Below are 21,087 nucleotides of genomic sequence, written 5' to 3'. Positions count from 1 at the left end.
CTATTCGCACAGGATCACGACAGGGCGCTGGCCGCATGGAAGTCGGCGATGTCTGTGTTGGAGGGGCCAACCGTTGTTGCGAGTGGCTTGACCGTGGAGGTCACGACGCAGATCTCGGTGACGGCGCGAACCGGTACGGCGCTGTGCACCCGACTGGCGGAGGTGGCCAGGGAGAACGAGATCACCCTGACCGAGGTGGTCGAGACGGTCTGGGCGTTGTTGTTGGCGCGGATGACCGGACAAGACGTCGTCTGCTTCGGTGAGACGGTCTCGGGGCGTCCGTCGACGCTCGACGGTGTCGAGTCGGCTGTCGGCTTGTTCATCAACACCATCCCGGTCGTCGCAAACGTCTCATCGGCAGGCACCTTTGCCGACGCGGTGAATGCGGTTCACGAGATGAAGCTCTCGACCCTCGATCACCACGACGTCGATCTCGCCGAGATTGCCGCCATGAGCGGCCATGCGGCGCTGTTCGACACGCTGTTCGTCTTCGAGTCGTACCCGGTGGATCGAGAGGCCATCGCCCACGCCGGCGACCTCGGCGCACTCCGTGTCGATGACGTCGAGATGTCCGACGCCAGCCACTATCCGCTGACATGCAGCGTGTCGCCGGTCGCAGCGGCTGATGCGGGTGCCGGGCCCGATCTCGAGATCCGACTCGCGTATTCGCCCGATCACCTCGGACAGGCCCAGGTCGAGGCGTTATCGCGCGCATTCGTCCACGTCCTCGGGCAGGTGGCGCAACGGCCGTCGATGCCGGTCGCCGACATCGGGATGCTCACCGATTCGGAGAGCGATGAGGTTGTCGCGGCGTCGCGTGGACGTCGGGTTGACATCGGCTCGGAGACAATCGCAGATCTCTTTGCTCAGGTCGTCGCGACCAAGGGATCTTCGCCCGCGGTGGTATCGGACGATCGGGTCATCGACTACACCGAACTCGGTGCACGAGCGGCGTTGCTTGCACGTGGGCTGATCAGCGCAGGTTCCGGTCCCGATGACGTTGTCCTGGTCTACATGCCGCGTTCAGCGGCCACCGTTGTTGCATTCCACGGCATCGTCGCGGCAGGCGCCGTCTATCTTCCGGTCGATGTCGCGACCCCAGGGGATCGGCTCACCTACATTGCGCGAACCGCGTCGATACGGGCCGTTGTGATCGATTCGTCTGGTCCGCGGGTTCCTGCCGGGTGTATCGATGCCGACGTTCCGGTGCTCGAAGTTGACCTCACAGCGGAGGTCGCAGGTGGAGACGAGCCGTCGACTGCGCTGCCAGTGAATGCGGATCGCCATGCGGAGCTTCGGCCGGACAACGGGTTGTGCATGATCTTCACCTCCGGATCGACGGGCAGGCCGAAGGGGGCTGAGCTCTCTCACCGTTCTGTGCTCTCGCACCGTCGCTACGACGCGGAGGTGTGCGAGGTCGGCGATGGCGATGTGTTCCTGATGGCTGCCTCGCCTGCGTTCGACCTGTCGGTGCTCGAGCTCATCCGACCGCTGCCATCAGGAGCATCGCTGGTCATTGCGGGAGACGTTGCGCGCGATCCACTTCTGATGTCCTCGGCAATTCGCCGCCACGGTGTCACTGCAGCGATTCTGGTGCCCTCGGTTCTGGCCACGTTCCTCGACGTGGTGCCCGACGAGGAGATCCGCCAACTCAACAGTCTGCGTTCGCTGGCGACCGGAGGCGAGGCGTTGCGTCCCGCGTTGCGCCAACGTACGCGAGAGCTACTCCCACATGTTGCGATCGGCAACATCTACGGTCCGGCTGAGGCGACCTTCTACGTGACTGTATTCGACGTCACCAGAACGTCGTCGACGCCGATCGGGCAACCGGTCTGGAACACCGACGCGTTCGTCCTGGACGACCGATTGAGGCCGGTTCCCACGGGTATGGCCGGAGAGCTGTATCTCGGCGGAATCCAGTTGGCGCGGGGATACACTCGTCGTCCCAGCCTCACCGCAGCCTCGTTCGTCGCGAGTCCGTTCGACGCGGGTGAACGTCTTTACCGCACGGGTGACATGGTCTGCCGCATGGCGGGAGGAGCGCTCCAGTATCTGGGGCGCAAGGACTTCCAGGTCAAACTTCGCGGTCAGCGGATCGAACTGGGCGAGATCGAAGCGGTGATGTCTGCGGCCCCCGGTGTGGGGGAGTGTGCGGTTGCGGTACGAAGCGGCGGGGGAGGCGATCGCCTCGTCGCCTACATCAGTCCGGCGTCTGACTCGGAGCTCGACCTCGATGAGGTGCGCGCACACGTCGCACACAAGCTCGTCAAGTACATGCAACCGACGGCGTGGGTGGTTCTCGACGAGTTGCCCACCACGATCACGGGAAAGATTGACCGGAAAGCGCTGCCCGAACCGACCATCGACGTCGACGAGTATGTCGCGCCGGTGACAGATGTCGAGTGTGTGCTCGCCGACGTCTTCGGAGACGTCCTCGGTGTCGAGAACGTGTCGGTGACCGGTGACTTCTTCGACCTGGGTGGAAACTCACTGTCGGCAACACGATTGGCGGCTCGGGCGTCCTCGACACTCGGTGTCGACGTGTCGGTTCGGACCGTGTTCGAGGCTCCGACGATTCGCGAGTTGGTTGCACGCCTCGATTCGGCGGGGCCATCGGCGTCGATTACCCCGCTGCGCGTCATGCCGCGTCCCGAGCGGATTCCGCTGTCGAATGCGCAGCAACGGATCTGGTTCATCAACTCATTCGACGCGGCTGCTGCGGCGTACAACGTCCCGATGACTCTCCGGATCACCGGCGGTCTGGACGTGACGGCGTTGCGCCTGGCATTCGCTGACGTGGTGAATCGGCACGAGGTGCTCAGGACCACCTTCCCCGCGGTCGAGGGCGTGCCCTACCAGGACATCCACGAGCTCACAGAGCAATGGCGCATCGACATCGCGGAGGTCGCCGATCGCGCAGCGCTTGATGCCGCGATCGCCGAGGGTTTCGACCTCGCCGCGCAACTCCCGATCCGCGTGCGGTTGCTACGTGAAGACGAGTCGACGCACCTGCTGGTTGTCGTGCTGCATCACATCGTCGCGGACGGTGAGTCGATGGGGCCGTTCCTGGGTGATCTGATCACCGCTTACGCCGCCAGAACGTCGGGTCGTGCGCCCGCATTCGGACCTCTGCCGGTGCAGTACGCGGATTTCGCGCTGTGGCAGCGAGATGCACTCGGCGATGTCGACGACGCCACGTCGCCATTGGGTGCGCAGGTTCAGTACTGGCTCGACACCCTCGCCGATATTCCGGAGGTGACCACGCTCCCGGCCGATCGGCCGCGTCCACCGGTGGCCTCCCTGCACGGAGACACCACCGAGGTGCAGATATCCGCAGACCTGGCCGCCGCGCTGCGGCGGGTCGCGGCCGACCACAGTGCGACCACGTTCATGGTGTTGCATGCCGCACTGAGTGTGTTCGTCCGGCGACTGTCCGACGAGCGGGTCCAGGCCATCAGTACCCCGGTCGCCGGCCGCGGTGACGAGCAGATCGATCCACTCGTCGGAATGTTCGTCAATACGCTCGTGCTCAGGTCGGAGATCGAGGGGGACGACACGTTCCACGACGTTCTCGGCCGAGTACGTGACGCCGATATCGAGGCTTTCGCACATGCCGACGTGCCCTTCGAGTATCTGGTCGAACGCCTGAACCCGGTTCGCTCAGAGAGTTTCGCTCCGCTGAGTCAGATCATGCTCGCGGTACATCACCGTGACTCGACTCCGGTGGAGTTGCCGGGTCTCACCGTCGAGCCCCTGGCGGTTGACCGAACCGTTGCGCAGGTCGATCTCACCTTCGATCTCACGGTCACCGACGACCCCGACGCGGCGATCGGGGGGTGGCTCAACTACGCCACCGATCTCTTCGAGCCGGCCACCGCTCGCAGCATGGTGCAGCGGTTCCTCGACGTGTTGCGCGCGGTCGTCGACGATCCGTCTGTTGCAGTTCTCGATATCGATCTTCGCTCCGACACAGAGCGTGCTGCGCAGCGCGCGCTCGAGGCGGGTGATGTTGCGTCTATCGCGACCGCCACCCTGCCCGATGCGCTGGCCGAACACATGAGTGACGATGCGACCGCGCTGGTGACTGACGAGCGCGAAGTTGGCTATGCGGAGTTCTCCACTCGGGTCAACGATCTCGCTCGACGGCTCATCGATGCCGGTGTTGGTCCGGAAGTGGCTGTCGCCGTGTGTATCCCGCGTTCGGTTGAGATGATGGTCGCCATCCACGCCGTGCTCGCAGCGGGTGGTCAGTATGTTCCCGTCGACGTGTCCACGCCCGCCGAGCGGGTGCTCTACATGTTCGAGACCGCACAGGTCGAGCTCGCACTGGTCGGTACGGACGTCCCCGACTCGGTCGGGTCGGCACCGGTGAGGTGTATGGCGGTCGACGCGACCACGCCGGTGCAGCCGACGCCTGCGGTCTCTGATGCCGACCGGCGCAGTCCGCTCCGGGCAGACCACCCGGCCTACACGTTCTTCACGTCGGGTTCGACGGGACGACCCAAGGGTGTGACGGTCACGCACGCAGCCGTGGTCAACCGCCTCTACTGGGGTCTGCATCAATTGCCCATCGACTCGCGCGACACGGTGGTCCAGAAGACGCCGTTCACCTTTGACTGCTCGGTGCCCGAGCTCTTCGCGCCCTTGATGGTCGGTGCGCGGATGGCACTGCCCCGTCCCGGTGGCCACGCAGATCCGCGTTATCTCGCGCAGTTCATCGAGACCACCGGTGCGACAATGGTCCACTTCGTGCCCTCGATGCTCGCGGTGTTCCTCGAGATCGTCGGTCGCTCTGGTACACAGCAACTCTCGACGGTGCGGCTGCTCTCTGCAACGGGCGAGGCACTGCCACCGGCAGTGGCAGGTGACGCGCTTCGCGTGTTCGGGGATGTCGAGTTCTACAACCTCTACGGTCCCACCGAGGCTGCCGTCGAGATCACCTATGCGCCGGTGCTCGCAGACGATCTCGATCGTTCGAGCGTGCCGATCGGTGTGCCGGTCTGGAACTCGAGCGCCCACGTCCTCGACGCCCGGTTACGCAAGGTGCCGACGGGCGTTGCAGGCGAGTTGTACCTGGGTGGCGTGCAATTGGCACGCGGCTACGCCAACCGTCCCGATCTGACCGCGGAACGTTTCGTCGCAGATCCCTTCGGTGCACCGGGGGAACGGCTGTACCGGACCGGTGACCTCGTGCGATGGAATGCCGACGGACAACTCGAGTATCTGGGGCGGACCGACTTCCAGGTCAAACTCCGCGGCCAGCGAATCGAACTCGGTGAGATCGAGACCGTCCTGGCCGCTGCACCCGGAGTCGTGCACGCGGCGGCCACCGTCACTGTCGCAGGTGGGGGTGAGCATCTCGTGGGCTACCTCGCCGGCCCCGACATCGATCTCGACGAGGTGCGGCAGGCGATCTCCGACGAACTGCCGGAGTACATGTGCCCGACGGTCTGGGTGGTGCTCGACGACGCTCCGTTGAACAGCGCGGGAAAGCTCGACCGGCGCGCCCTACCAGAGCCGGTTGTGGAATCCGGCGCCTTCGTTGCGCCTGAATCGGATATCGAGGTCCGTATCGCGGCGGTGATGGCCGACGTGCTCGGGATGGACACCGCTTCGGCGACAGAGAGTTTCTTCGATCTCGGTGGTAACTCGTTGTCAGCTGCACGCCTCGCGGCGCGGCTTGGCATAGAGTTCGACACCGACGTCCCGGTCCGCGACGTCTTCGAGTCTCCGACGGTGCGCGAACTCGCCGCGATCGTCGAGCCGGGCACGGTCGACGCCGTCGGGTTGGCACCGATGCAGCGGCCTGGCAGGATTCCATTATCGCTTGCGCAGCAACGCATCTGGTTCATCAATAGCTTCGACACCAGTGATCCGTCGTACAACATCCCTGTCGTCCTGGAGTTGTCCGGTGCACTCGACGTCGCAGCGCTGCGCGAGGCACTCGTCGATGTGGTGATTCGCCACGAGAGCCTGCGCACCACATTCCCCGTCGCCGCGGGCGAGCCGTATCAGTTGATCCACTCCGCTGAGTCGAGCGATCGCGAACTCGATTGGGCAGTAGTGGATTCCGACGACGAGGCCATAGCGGCGACGGGTGCGGGCTTCGACCTCACGCATGAGATGCCGCTACGCGTGCGCCTGCATCGGAGGGGCCCAGACGACCACCTGCTCGTGGTGGTCCTGCATCACATCGCAGGTGACGGGGGCTCGGTCGGTCCGTTCGTTCGCGATGTGGTGGGTGCCTACCTGGCGCGCCGGGATGGTCGTGCCCCCGGTCTGGTGCCCTTGCCCATCCAGCTGGCCGATTTCGCGCTGTGGCAGCGTGCCCAGCTCGGTGCGGTCGACGACGAGAACTCATCACTCGGCCGCCAGTTGCGTTACTGGGGTGAGCATCTCGCGGGTCTACCCGACCTGCTCGAGTTGCCGACCGATCGGCCGCGACCTGCGGTCCGGACGAGTGGCGGTGCGCAGGTCCCGTTCGTCATCGACCACACCATCGCCCGGCGTGTCGTCGCACTGGCGCAACAGCATTCAGCAACGCCGTTCATGGTGCTGCATGCTGCCCTGAGCGCAGTCCTCGGGCGTATGGCGGCCACCAACGACGTGGCGGTCGGCACCCCTGTCGCCGGACGTGGGCGGCCAGAGCTCGACGACCTCATCGGTATGTTCGTCAACACACTGGTCCTGCGCCTCGACGTCGACTCCAGCGTCGGATTCGATGCGCTGCTCGATCAGGCACGCGCCGTCGATCTCGACGCGTACGCCAACGCTGACGTCCCTTTCGAATACCTCGTCGACGAACTGGCGCCGGTGCGGTCGGAAGCGTTCGCGCCGTTGACCCAAGTGCTGCTGTCGGTCGAGCAGGAACAGCCGACACAGTTGTCGGTGGAGGGACTCACACTCACAGCGCTCGATGCGGGGGACACCTCTGCCAAGGTCGACCTCACCATCGGCGTCGACGTGTCCGGAGACGACTGGCTCGGGTCGGTGATCTACGCAACCGACCTCTACGACGAGCAGTCGGTGGCCACGTTGATGGAACGGTGCATACGCTTCCTCGACGCAGTGACGCGGTCGCCCTCGACGCCGCTGGGCGACGTCGAGCTTCTCGACCCATCCGAACGCGACGAGTTGACGCCGGTCGGGGGCCGCGAGCCGGCCCAACCGACGCTGCTCGCCGACCTCTTCGCTGCAGCAAGCGCCGCCCGACCCGACCACCTGGCGGTCATCGACGGTGACGGGGCCACACTGACCTACCGCGAACTCGACGAGCGATCCACCCAGCTCGCCCGCGTCCTCATCGATCGCGGCATCGGCGTCGAAGACCATGTGGCATTGGCGCTGGGGCGCTCGGTGGAGTTGCTGACGGCGATCTCGGCGGTCGCGAAGACCGGAGCCGCCTACGTACCCATCGATCCCGACTATCCGCCGGAGCGCGTCGCGAACATGATCGCGGATTCCGGTGCACGCATCGGGCTCACCGTTGCCGCAACGGATATGGCTGCTTCCGCCGATGACGTGGACTGGATGGTGCTCGACGTCGAACCCGCCCGGGCGGATATCCGACGGCGCCCGACCGCTCCGCTGGGGGCACGGGAGCGCCCGCAGACCGCGATCGACAACACCGCATACGTCATCTACACTTCGGGGTCGACGGGGCGTCCCAAGGGTGTCTCGGTCACGCATCGCGGACTGCACAACTTCGCCGTCGAGGAGATCGCGCGCCTCGGCGCAGACGCGGACTCGCGCGTGCTCGGGTTCGCCTCGCCGAGCTTCGACGCGTCCGTCCTCGAGTACTTGATGGCGATCGTCACCCGCTCGACCCTCGTCTATCGCCCGACCGATGCTGTCGGTGGTGCTGCGTTGCAACGCTTCATGCGCGACCAGCGGGTCACCCATACCTTCCTGACGCCGTCGGTCCTGGCCACACTCGACCCCGAACAACTGCCCGATCTGCGCTCGCTGGCCGCGGGTGGCGAGGCCGTTCCCGGCGGTCTGGTCGAGGCATGGGCACCGCATGTGGAGATCCACAATCTCTACGGGCCCACCGAGACGACGATCGGTATCACCATCTCGACGCCGCTGCGGGCCGGAGAACCGGTTCTGCTCGGCGGCCCGCTCGACGGCGTCGGACTGCAGGTGCTCGACGCGCGGTTGCATCCGGTGCCTGTCGGGATGGTCGGCGAACTGTACGTTTCCGGCGTCTGTCTCTCGCGCGGATATCTCGACCGCCCGGGCCTGACCGCCGATCGTTTCGTCGCGAATCCGTATGGCGAATCGGGCTCTCGGATGTATCGGACCGGCGACCTCGTGCGCTGGGTCATCGATTCCGATGGTGTTCTCTCCCTGTTGTATTCGGGTCGAACCGACGACCAGGTGAAGCTGCGCGGCCTGCGCGTCGAGCTCGGAGAGGTCGAGACGACGCTCACGGCACACCCCGCTGTGGATGCCGCGGTGGTGCTCGGTGTGGGCGGATCGGTGGCGACCGCGCTGGCCGCCTACGTGGTTGCCGGTGTCCCGGTCGCTCCGGCCGACCTGCGCGCACATCTGGCCAGAACGTTGCCGCAGTACATGATTCCTTCGTCGATCACGTTGCTCGACGAGCTCCCGCTGACCCCGGTCGGAAAGCTCGACAAGGCGGCACTGCCAGAGCCGGACGCAGACGTCTTCGACAACGAGTACACGGCACCCGAGGACTCGATCGAGGAGACCGTCGCGGCGATCATGGCCGACGTCCTCGGCGTCGAACGGGTGTCGACGTCGTCGTCGTTCTTCGATCTCGGCGGCAACTCGCTCTCGGCGACGCGGTTGTGTGCACGGATCGGCGAAGCGCTCGACATCGACGTGCCGGTCCGAGTGGTTTTCCAGGGGCCGACACCACGTGAGATGAGCGCCCGGCTCGCCCTCGACGGAGGCCCGGGGCGTGAACCGCTGACAGCCGCAGCGCGTCCGGAGCGTATCCCGCTGTCCTTCGCCCAAACCCGCATGTGGTTCATCAACCAGTTCGACGTGACATCTGCCGCGTACAACGTGCCGGTGGCGCTTCGAATCAGGGGGCCGCTCGACCTCTCGGCTCTTCAGCTCGCGTTCGTCGACACCATCACCCGCCACGAGGTGTTGCGCACGGTGTTCCCCGCCGACGACAACGGCGTGCCTTATCAGCGCATCCTTTCTGCAGACGAGGTCGACGAGTGGCTCGACTGGTCGGTCGTGTCCGGGACCGGCGGTAGCGCCCTCGACGAAGCGATGCACTGTGCTGTCGAGGGATTCGACGTCGTACACGAGCCGCCGATCCGCTGTCGGGTGGCGACGGTGGGCGCCGATGAACACGTCGTGGTGTTGGTGACCCACCACATCGCCTCGGATGCGCAGTCGTCTCCAGTTCTGGCCAACGACCTGATCGCGGCCTACGGCGCACGCTCGCTGGGCCGGTCCCCGCGGTGGACGCCGTTGGCCGTGCAGTACGCCGACTTCGCCCTGTGGCAGCACAGAGTGCTCGGGTCGGTCGACGACGTCGATTCGGTGTCGGCCCGTCAGCTCGCGTTCTGGCGCGCCCAACTGGCCGATCTGCCGGCAGTGTTGGCGCTGCCGACCGATCGTGCGCGCCCGCCCGTGTTCGACCCGACGGGCAACACCTTCGGCATGCGGATCGAGCACGAGGAATTGGCAGGCGTTCTCGACCTCGCTCGCGCACACGGTGCGACACCGTTCATGGTGGTACACGCCGCATTGGCTGTGACGCTGCAGCGATTGACCGGCAGCACCGATATTGCGCTCGGCTCGGCCACCGCCGGCCGCGGTCAGGCGGCACTCGACGATCTCGTCGGCATGTTCGTCAACACGGTCGTTCTCCGCACCCATGTCGATCCGGACGAGACCGTCGACAACCTCATCCTCCGGGTACGTGACTCCGATCTCGAAGCGTTCGCTCACGCTGACATCCCGTTCGAGCAACTCGTCGACGCGCTGGCCCCGGATCGCTCGACAGCGTATGCCCCGCTATTCCAGGTGGGTTTCAACTACCTCGTGGAACCGGGCGCCGCGCACGACGACGCCCGGCTCGGGCAGTCGGGATTGCGCGTCGACTTCCTCGAGCCAGAAACGCCCGCAACGAAATTCGATCTCGCATTCGGGTTCGTCGAAGAACCCGGAAGCGACGGTACGCGCTCGCTTCGCGCCGAGATCACCTACGCGACTGCCCTGTTCGACGAGCAGACCATCGAACGGTGTGGAGCGGTCTTCCGGCGCGTGCTCGCCGCAATGGTGTCCGAGAGCAGCCGAGCGGTCGGCGACATCGGGGTCCTCGACGAGGCCACGGCAGCCGATCTCGTGCCGATGCGCACGCCGCGTTACCCGGGCGTCGGCCCGGCGACACTCCGCGAGATCATTTCCGGACGCGAGGTGCCCTCGGAGAGAGCAGCCGTCATCGAAGGCGACGTGGTCCTGGACTATCGCGAGTTCGACGCCGCGACCAATCGCTTGGCGCACCGCCTCATCGCCCACGGCGTCGGCCCGGATGTTCCCGTCGCCATTGGGATTTCGCGTTCGATCGAGTCGGTGATCGCAGTGTGGGCGACCATCAAGGCCGGCGGAGCCCCGCTACCTGTCGACCCGCGCCACCCGGCGGACAGAATCGCCCACATGCTCATCGATTCGGGTGCCCGACTCGGACTCGGCGTCGACCGAGACCAGTCGGTCTTCGACGCAGCGCAGATGAACGCCCGTGCGATCGACTGGCTGCCTGTGGACGTCGCAGAGCTCGCTGACTGCGACTCCGACAGCGGGGAGGCGGCCTCGTTCCCGACTGCCGACGATCTCAACGCGCCCGTACATCTCGACTCGCTGGCCTACCTGATCTACACCTCTGGCTCGACCGGCACCCCCAAGGCGGTTGCAGTGTCGCACCGCGGCATCGCTGACCTGCTCGCAGAACAGGAGCACATCAGCGGACGCGGTGACGACACCAGAATCCTGCACGTCGCATCCCCGAGTTTCGACGCGGCGTTCTTCGAGATGTTCTGGGCGTACGGGCTCGGAGTGACGTTGGTGATCTCACCGTCGGATATCTACGGAGGCGACGATCTCGCCGCGGTCCTCACTCGCGGACAGGTCACCGACATGGTCATCACTCCGTCGGTCCTCTCCACACTCGATCCCGCACAGGCCACGTCACTCCGCCATCTCGCGACCGCCGGAGAGGCGTGCTCACCGGAGCTCGTCCAACGGTGGGCGCCAACGACATCGGTGTTCAACCTGTACGGCCCCTCGGAGACCACGGTGTGGTCGACGGTGTGGGCGAACGGGCAGATACCCGGTGCGGATGCGCGAGGGTACGAGACCGTCGACGTGACCATCGGTCGTCCGATCCACGGCTTTTCTGCTGCCGTCCTCGACGCTCGACTGCACCCGGTTCCGGTTGGTGTCGTCGGTGAGTTGTATCTGTGTGCTGAGGGTCTCGCGCGCGGCTACCTAGCGCGCGCGGGACTGTCGGCAACGCGATTCGTCGCCGCGCCGTTCGGTGCGCCGGGCGAGCGCATGTATCGAACCGGTGACCTCGTCCGGTGGACTGCCGACCACGAACTCGAGTACATCGGGCGGTCGGACTTCCAGGTGAAGATCAACGGTCAGCGTGTCGAACTCGGGGAGATCGACGCGGCGCTGACCGCTGACGATGCCGTGCTGCAGGCGGTCACACTCGGAGTGGCATCACCCACCGGTGCCACGAGATTGGTGTCCTACGTCGTCGGAACGCAGCCCGGCTCCATTGACGTTGCCGCTCTGCGGAGTCGGATCGCGGCCCGCCTCGCCGAGTACATGGTTCCCGCCACGATTGTGGCGATCGACGAACTGCCGCTGACACCGACGGGCAAACTCGACCGAGCCGCGCTGCCCGATCCGGGCATCGAGGTCGAGGGGATTGTGTTCCCGGCCAATGGTGTCGAACGCACGATCGCAGACATCGTTGCGGCCGTGGTCGGCGAGCCCGAGATCTCGGTGACCCGCTCGTTCTTCGAGCTCGGCGGCGACAGCATCTCGTCGATTCAGTTGTCGTCTCTGCTGCGTGCCGCCGGGTACACGATCACCCCGCGCGACATCTTCGAGCACCGCACCGTGCGTGCCCTGGCGGCGGTCGCCACCTCGGAGATCGTCGATACCCTCGACGAACTGCCGGGAGGAGGGACCGGCGAGGTAACGCTCACACCGATGGCGCGTTGGCTCATCGACCATGCCGACGATCCCGCCGATTTCGCCGACTTCTCCCAGTCGGTGGTGTTGGTACTACCGGCGGAGGTGACCGACGACCACCTCGCCGACGTTCTCGGCGCGGTGGTGACACGTCATCCGCTTCTCGCATCGAGGTTCACCGCGATGGGGCCGGGCGGCTTCGACAGGGGCGAATTCCGTTGGGACGCAGGCCTCGAGTTCGATCCACGGGGAGCGATCATCACTCGCGAGGTGGCCGCGGAGCCGGGAACCGTCGAATTCGACGACGCCGTCACACGTGCGCACCGTGACGCGCTCGACGCACTCGATCCGGCTCGCGGAGCGATGCTGGCCGCGGTGGCGCTGCGCCCGCAGGCCACGGGGCGAGCACAGTCCGACGGGCGTCTCGTGCTCGCAATACATCACCTCGCGGTCGATGCGGTGTCGTGGCAACCGTTGATCAGTGATCTCTCCGCTGCGTGGGCGCGCGTCGCCGCGGGTGAACCCGCGTCGAACGACACCCTCGGCGAGGGCACCTCGTATCGACGTTGGGCACATGTGCTCGCCGATCTGCCGGTCACCGATCGAGCGCTGGAGTTCTGGGCGAGGCAACTCAGCGCGGACGGCCCCGCACTCGGTGCGCTGTTCGACCGTGACCGCGACAGGATGTCCACCGAGCGTGCCGTTCGCATCGACGTAGCGGCCGATACCACCGCGTCGCTGGTGGCTGATGTGGTCGCCGCATTCGGTTCGCGCGTGGACGATGTGCTGGTCGGTGCGCTCGCGGTTGCCATCGATTCGGTCCGTCGCTCCGAGGGCGATGCGTCATCGGACAACGGTGTGCCGATCATGCTGGAGAGCCATGGTCGTGAGGAGTCGGTGGCGCCGGGAGCAGACCTGACTCGCACGGTCGGCTGGTTCACCAGCCTTGCGCCGGTGCACGTTCCTGTCGACGGCGTAGATCGTGCGGCCGTCATACGAGCAATCAAGGCGGTCAAGGAGTTCCGAGTCCAAGCCCCCGACCGTGGGCTGTCGTTCGGTGTGCTCGAGCAGTTCGCCCCGGTGACAGCGTCGAAGCTCACCCTGCCAGCGGTCAATTTCAACTACTTCGGCAGCGCCGCAGCAGACGGTTCCGAAGCAGGGGCGGCCCCGGCATTCGGCACTGCTCCCGAGACATACGAGCTGCCGCCGACCCTCACCGGCCGAATGGTCTCACCCGCCGAACTGTCGGTGAATGCCGCGGTCAATGTCGTAGACGGTGTCCGAAAACTGCAGGCGCGCTTCACTTTCCCTGAGGCAGTGCTCGACGAGACAATGGTCACCGACCTCGCACACCGCTGGATCGAGATACTCGACGACCTCGTCGAGTTCGTGGCAGCCGGTGGCGATCCCGGTCGGAGCCCGTCGGACTTCCTCGCCTCAGACCTCACCCAGCGGGAAATCGACGAAATCATCGCCCGCTACGGCGAGTGCCAGATCTGGCCGTTGTCACCGCTTCAGCGCGGTTTGTACTTCCAAGCCGAGTTGATGGCCGAGGGTGATGGAGGCACGCCGTCATCGGCGGAATCGGCGGATGTGTACGTGACACAGGCCATGCTGAAACTCGACGGTCCGATCGACGTGGATCGACTACACGCCGCGGCCGACCAACTGCTCGCGACGCATGCGATCCTGCGCAGCGCATATGTGCGGACCGCCGCGGGTTCGGTCGTCGCAGCAGTGCCGTCGGTGGTCCGTCCGGCGTGGACCGAGGTCCATCTCGACGACCGAGTTGCCGGGAATGCCGACGACCGTGTGGAGGAGTTGGCGACACGAGAGCTCCGCGTTCCGTTCGACATGTCGACCCCTGGTCTGATGCGTTTCCTGCTCGTGCGCACCGGCATTGACGAGCATGTTCTCATCATCACCAACCACCACATCCTGCTCGATGGGTGGTCGGGTCCGATCGTCGTCACCGATCTCCTGCACGCCTACCACACCGGACGCCCTGCGACCGACCCGGATGCTCCCGGATACGAGAAGTTCCTCGCATGGCTCAGGCGGAGCGACGACGCTGCGGCCCTCTCTGCCTGGCAACGTGTTCTCGCACCGATCGAGGGACCGACGTTGGTCGCGCCGAACCCATCGGCCGACAGCACCGAGCCGACCGATCACGTGGTCGAGGTCGACGCCGAACTCATGGCGGGGCTCACCGCTGTTGCCCGGGAACACGATGTCACGATGTCGGTGATCGTCCAGGTGGCCTGGTCGATTCTGCTGTCACGCATGGTGGATCAGCAGACCGTGGTGTTCGGTGAAACGGTGTCGGGTAGACCCGCAGAGGTCGATGGTGTCGAGCGGATGGTCGGTTTGTTCATCAACACCGTGCCCGTGGTGGTGACGGTGTCCGACGACAAGGCTCTCGCAGCACTCGCAGTCGAACTCCAGCACGCGAAAACGGCTGTCCTCGACCACCATCAGGTCGGCCTGGCCGACATCGCGGCATCGGTCGGAGAGTCGACGCTGTTCGACACACTGACCGTGTACGAGTCCTATCCGGTGGACACCTCGGCAGCCGCGCAGGCAGCGTCGACCGGCTTGGCGGTGACTGCGGCGAGTGGGCGGGACGCAACTCACTACCCTCTCAATCTCGCGGTGGCGCCGCATTCCGAGGGCATGCGCCTGACGTTGAAGTACTTGCCCTCGGCGTTCACCGACACCCAGGTCGACGCACTCGCGACCTCTGTGTTGCAGGTTCTGCGTCAGATCGCTGAGGCGCCGACGACCCCGGTGCGCGACGTGACACTCCTTGACCGGGCAGATACCGATCGCATGGCCCGGGCGTGGGGAGACCAGGGCCTGACGCCGCAGACGCTGCCCGAGATGTTCACCGCCACCGCAGCCCGGACGCCCGGTAGTGATGCGCTCACCTTCCGCGGCGCGGCCATGTCCTACGCCGAGCTCGACTCGGCGAGTTCTGCGTTGGCGCGCCAACTGATCGCCACAGGCGTCGGTCCGGAAACGGTTGTCCTGTGTGCATTCGACCGCTCCGCGGTGCTGCAGGTGGTGCTGTGGGCAGTGGCCAAGGCAGGCGCGGTGTTCTGTCCGATCGACCCGAGGTATCCCAGCGATCGCGTTCGCATGGTTGTCGAGGACAGCGGCGCCACCATCGGTCTGGCGCAACCGGATGTCGTCGATGGCCTACCCGACGGCGAGAACTGGATCGTTCCGGAATGGATTGGTATAGACGACGAGTCGCTCGCGGCCACGCTCCGCGACCACTCATCGGCTCCGGTCACCGATGCCGACCGGCGGGCGAGGCTCGACGTCGACAACGGTGCGTACATGATCTTCACGTCCGGTTCGACCGGCCGTCCCAAGGGCGTGCTGGTCACCCACCGCGGCGTGGGTAACGTTGCGACCGCGCTGCGCGAGAAGTTCGGTGCCGACAACGCAACTCGCTGGCTCGGTGTGAGTTCACCAGCGTTCGACGCCGCGTTCATGGAAGTGCTCGCAACCTATCCGCACGGCGGGACCCTGGTGATCGCCCCGAGCGACGTCTACGGTGGCCCCGCGCTCGGCGATCTGATGCGTGGTGAGCAGGTCACCGGAGCGTTCATGGTCAACAGCGTTGCCGCGTCGGTACCGGTGACCGAGGGATTGGCGTTGCGAGACATCCTCGTCGGCGGCGAGGCATTGGCGCCGGGCGAGGTCGGACGCTGGACGGCCGCTGACTCCGCGCCCCGCTTCCACAACGTGTACGGGCCCACCGAGACCACCATCATCTGCACGGGCACCGGCCCGCTGACCGCCGGTGAGCCCATCACCATCGGTGGGCCACTCGACGGTGTTCACGCTCTGGTGCTCGACGATCACCTGCGGCCGGTCCCGATCGGTGTCGCGGGCGAGCTCTACATCGCGGGTAACGGTCTCGCGCGCGGATACGTCGAGCGGGCCGCGCAGACCTCCGAACGCTTCGTGCCCAATCCCTACGATGCTCCAGGGGCACGTATGTACCGCACCGGCGACCGGGTTCGCTGGGCCTCGTCGACCGCTCTGGAGTACTTGGGACGCACCGACTTCCAGGTCAAGATCCGAGGCCTGCGGATCGAACTGGGCGAGATCGAGGCGGCATTCAGCCGGATCGACGGTGTGACAGGTGCCTGTGTGATCGACGTCGCGCGCCCCGACGGCCCTCAGCTCGCCGGATACGTCACGGTCGACCCCGACGTGTTCCAGCGGAGCACTGCCGACGGCAGCGATGACCGAGCCATCGCCACGCGGATTCGTACCGCACTGTCGGCGTTGCTGCCCGCCTACATGGTTCCGGCGTCGGTCACAGTGCTCGACTCCCTGCCGCGTACTCCGATCGGCAAGGTCGACCGGCGCGCACTCCCTGAACCCGACTTCGGACCCGATCGTGACGTCGTTGCGCCGCGCGACGAGAAGGAAGAAGCGATCGCAGCCGTATTCGCGGATGTGCTCGGCGCGGACGAGGTGTCGGTCACCGAGTCGTTCTTCGACATGGGCGGTAACTCACTCTCGGCGACGCGCGTGGCGGGCCGGTTGTCGGCACTGATGGGCGAACACGTCGGAGTGCGGGTGCTGTTCGAGAACCCCACTGTCGCCGGACTTGGCGCCGTGGTACCGACATCGTGGTCGGGGTCGACACCGGGTTCGGCGGAGGCATCGTCGCTCGTGCCGCAGGCGCGGGGCGAGACGATTCCGCTGTCGTTCGCCCAGCAGCGAATGTGGCTGGTGAACCAGATCGATCCGACCTCCGCCGGCTACAACATTCCGTTCGTGCTGGAGATGAAGGGACATCTCGATGTAGACGCACTGCGCGCCGCATTCGTCGACGTCCTCGCCCGGCATACAACCCTTCGGACTGTCTATCCGCAGGTCGACGAAGTTGTGCGGCAACAGGTCATCGACCAGGAAGCCGCAGCGCAGCGCCTGGAGTTCGATGTCGTTGCAGCTTCACCCGATGAGTTGTCACGACGTAGTGCTGAGATCATCAGCGGCGGTTTCGATGTGACGACCGATCTACCGATCCGGGTAACCGTCCTGCAGGCCGCGCCTGGCGAGTGCACTCTCGTCGTCGTGCTGCACCACATTGCGGCGGATGGGTTCTCGCTTGGTCCGCTGCAACGAGACCTCGTCACGGCGTACGCCGCACGGCGCAGCGGACAAGCAGAATCGATCCTCGAGGCGCTGCCCGTCGATTACGCCGATTTCGCGATCTGGCAACGCAATGTGCTCGGAAATCGCGACGACCAGGACTCGTTGCTCACCCGACAACTCGACTACTGGACGCGAGTACTCGCCAGCGCACCCGAGGTCACGCCCCTCGCGACGGACAGGCCCAGGCCACCGATCGCGAGTAAACGCGGCGACGCCGTTGCGGTCGAGGTCGACGAGGCGACGCGAGCGGCCGTGACGCGGTTCGCACGCCGCCATCGGATGACACCGTTCATGGTGTGGCACCTGAGCCTTGCGATCCTCGTCGCCCAGTCGAGCCCGAGAGATGACGACGGTGTGGACGTGGTGATCGGTAGCCCGGTAGCCGGACGTGGTGACCGGGCGCTCGACGACATGGTCGGTATGTTCGTCAACAACGTCGTATTGCGGACGCCCATCCGCAGCAGTGACGACGTCGCACACCTTGTCGAGCAGGTCAGGAGCGTCGACGTCGAAGCGTTCGCGCACAGCGACGTTCCGTTCGAGGTATTGGTCGATGAGCTCGTCGCGACGCGCACACAGGCGTTCGAGTCCCTGTTCCAGGTCGGGTTCACCTACCAGAACTTCGACCCGGTCGGCGGGGCCCGAGTTCATGGCGGGCCGACGCGCGGCGCGGCGACGCAGGCCGCCGCCGGTGCCGATGCAGACCTCCAAATCGAGGCGGTGGCACCCGAAACGGAGTACACGCGCCACGACCTGGGCCTGACGCTGGCCGATGTTGTCGATGCGGATGGACGCACCGACGGCGCTGCCGCAGTGTTCCATTACGCGACCGATCTGTTCGACAGGCCGACCGTGGAGAGCATGGGCAGGCGATGGATGCGCATCGTCCGTGCGATCCTCAGCGCCGACAACGCCGACGCACTGAGCACGACATCGGTTGGCGCCGTGGCGGCGTTGTCGGGGGCAGACCTGTCGGCCGTGACCGCGGCCGAATCGGGAGAGGTTGTCGACACCGGGGTGTCGACCTGGGCGGAGCTCATCGACAGGCGTTGCGTTGCCTCTGCCGACGAGCCTGCGATCATCACGCCCGAACGCACGTGGACTTTTGCAGACCTCGCGGTTGACGCACGTAGGTTGGCTCGACGCCTCATCGGTCTGGGGGTCGGGCCGGATGAGGTCGTCTCGCTCGGAATCCGGCACAGCGTGCACCAGATGATCGCGGTGTATGCCATCGGACTGTCCGGCGGAGCCTACTCTCCGGCTGATCCACACCTCCCGGTCGAACGACTGACGACCATGCGTACCGTGACCGGCGCGAGCGCCCTGGTGACCTTGGCCGAGGACCGAGATGTGTTCGCGGCCGCGGGATTCGACAACATCATCGTGCTCGACGAACCGTCGCCCGACGCCACAGCCACTGATCTGGGGCCGATCATCGACGCCGACCGCGCGTCGACGCTGCGGCCCGACAATGCCGCATATGTCATGTTCACCTCGGGGTCCACCGGGACGCCGAAGGGAGTGGTGGTCACCCAGCGCAATCTCGTCAACTTTGCGCAATGGTGGCAATCACGCGTCGGGCATGACGCCACGCATCGTCGACTCCGGTTGTTGGACTTCGTCTTCGACGGGTCCCTCGACGACATCGTCGCGCCGATGGCCGGCGGGTGCGCGCTGGTAGTCGCCGACGAAGCACTCCGCGACGTCGGAGCGCTTGCCGAACAGATCGAGCGCTACCGGATCACGTCGGTGTCGGCTGTTCCCGCGTTGCTGTCGACGCTCTTCGAGATCGCCGCGCCCTCTCAGTTGTCGAGCCTGCGACTCGTGGACACCGGGGGCGAGGCGATTTCTCCCGATCTCGCTCGACGCATCATCGGTGGTGGGGCGAAGCTGGTCAACGGCTATGGCCCGGCCGAGACGACGGTGAACGCCACCGACGCGATCGTGACGGCAGATCGGCTCGAGGGCATGAGTGTTCCGATCGGTGAACCCGTGTGGAACTCGCGTCTGCTCGTACTCGGTGAACGTATGCAGCGGTGCCCGGTGGGTGTACCGGGTGAACTCTATGTCGCGGGCCGGCCGGTGACGCGGGGGTACGCAAGCCAACCGGCACTGACCTCAAGTCGCTATGTCGCAAGCCCGTTCGGCGGGGGTGAGCGGATGTACCGTACCGGCGACATCGTGCGCTGGCGGCGCGACGGATCGCTGGAGTATCTGGGTCGCAACGATCATCAGATGAAGTTGCGTGGTCAACGCCTCGAACCGGGCGAGATAGAGGCCAGAATCGCTGCCGTCGACGGTATCACCCAGGTGATGGTGACCGTCGTCGACGACGAGCGCGGTAACGCACATCTGGTGGCCTATCTCGCCGGTAATGGAGACGCACAACCGGAAACGGCGTCGATCCGCTCTGAGGTCGAGCGAGAACTACCGAACTACATGGTCCCGACGACGTGGGTCGTCCTCGACGAGTGGCCGACGAACAACTCCGGGAAACTCGACCGGAGTCGGCTTCCGGTGCCCGATTTCGGCTCGAGCGCACAGGAATTCGTGAGCCCGGTCGGGATCGGCGAGGTCAACGTTGCCGAGGTGTTCGCCAGGATTCTGGGAGTCGACCGTGTAGGAGCGGATCAGAATTTCTTCGATCTCGGCGGGAACTCGCTGTCGGCGGCACGTCTGGTGGCAGCGCTTCGGGAACGGACTGCTCAGCGAGTCGAGTTGTCGTGGGTGTTCGCCGATCCCACCGTGCGGGGCATTGCCGCCAGGCTCGACGCCGAGCCCGGCGACGTGGGCATGCTCAGCGATGTGGTCATCGCATTGCGTTCACAGGGCGCGCGAGCCCCGCTGTTCTGTATCCACCCCGCAGGCGGACTTGCCTGGTTCTATGGCGGATTGGCTCCCTATCTCACCGATCGTCCGATCTACGGTGTTCAGGATCCGCACGTGGTCGCCGACGAACCGCTGGCAGACTCCGTGACGTCGATGGCTCGCCGGTATGTTGCCGAGATTCGTCGAATCCAGCCGTCGGGCCCCTACCACCTGCTGGGCTGGTCTCTGGGCGGCGTCGTGGCGCACGAGATGGCCGTCCAGCTGGACGCAGCCGGGGAGCATGTCGGGGTCCTGGCTGTGATGGACGCCGCGGTCGGTTTGGCACGACCGGAAGCAAGCGTTGACGACGAGTCGTCCGCCGGCGGCAGCGGGTCCGCCGGCGAGGGATCGACGGCGACTCCCGATGTCGCAGAATTGCTGGGAGCATGGCGAGAACTCTTCGACCTGGAGCCCGCACAGGGCGCCGCAGCGCCAGAGGACGTCATCGCACTGATCAGGTCCCAGCTGTCGGCCACCGGGCTCTTCGACGATGCGCAGATCGATCGGGTGATGGAGAGTTTCGCGAGCGCCGAAGAAGTGTCGCCGCAGCACGACGCCGGGATATTCGACGGCCCGATGACGGTGTTCACCGCGTTGCAGGGCAAGTCGGATCCGGCATCGATCAGCCGAGCCTGGAGGCCATTCGCGACCGGCGGCATCGACAATCATGACGTCGACGTTCCTCACCTGGGGATGACCGACCGCCACGCACTGTCGTTGATCGGTCCCGTGTTGGAAGCCCGACTGCGTGATGAGGACGAGCGCAGTGCTCTGGGCCCGAGGCCCGACAGTGCTCTGGGTACACATGTGCCCGACGACACGACGCGAGAGAACGGAGAGTACCCGTGA

The 21,087-nt window shown here is 65.8% G+C and carries 1 protein-coding gene (cut by a window edge); it reads left to right on the top strand.

The genetic code is table 11. From position 1 onward, the window contains the following. Positions 1-21,087, top strand: partial view of a non-ribosomal peptide synthase/polyketide synthase gene (locus A5785_RS18205; RefSeq protein ID WP_064868212.1) — the 3' portion only. It extends 13,959 nt beyond the left edge of the window; only the last 21,087 of its 35,046 coding nucleotides appear in the window; its start codon lies off the left edge, out of view; it ends in the stop codon at positions 21,085-21,087.

The organism is Gordonia sp. 852002-50395_SCH5434458, assembly GCF_001665905.1.
GTDB classification, from domain to species: domain Bacteria; phylum Actinomycetota; class Actinomycetes; order Mycobacteriales; family Mycobacteriaceae; genus Gordonia; species Gordonia jacobaea.
Note: the sequence above shows the minus strand (reverse complement) of the source record. Positions and strands in the feature narration are given on the sequence as shown.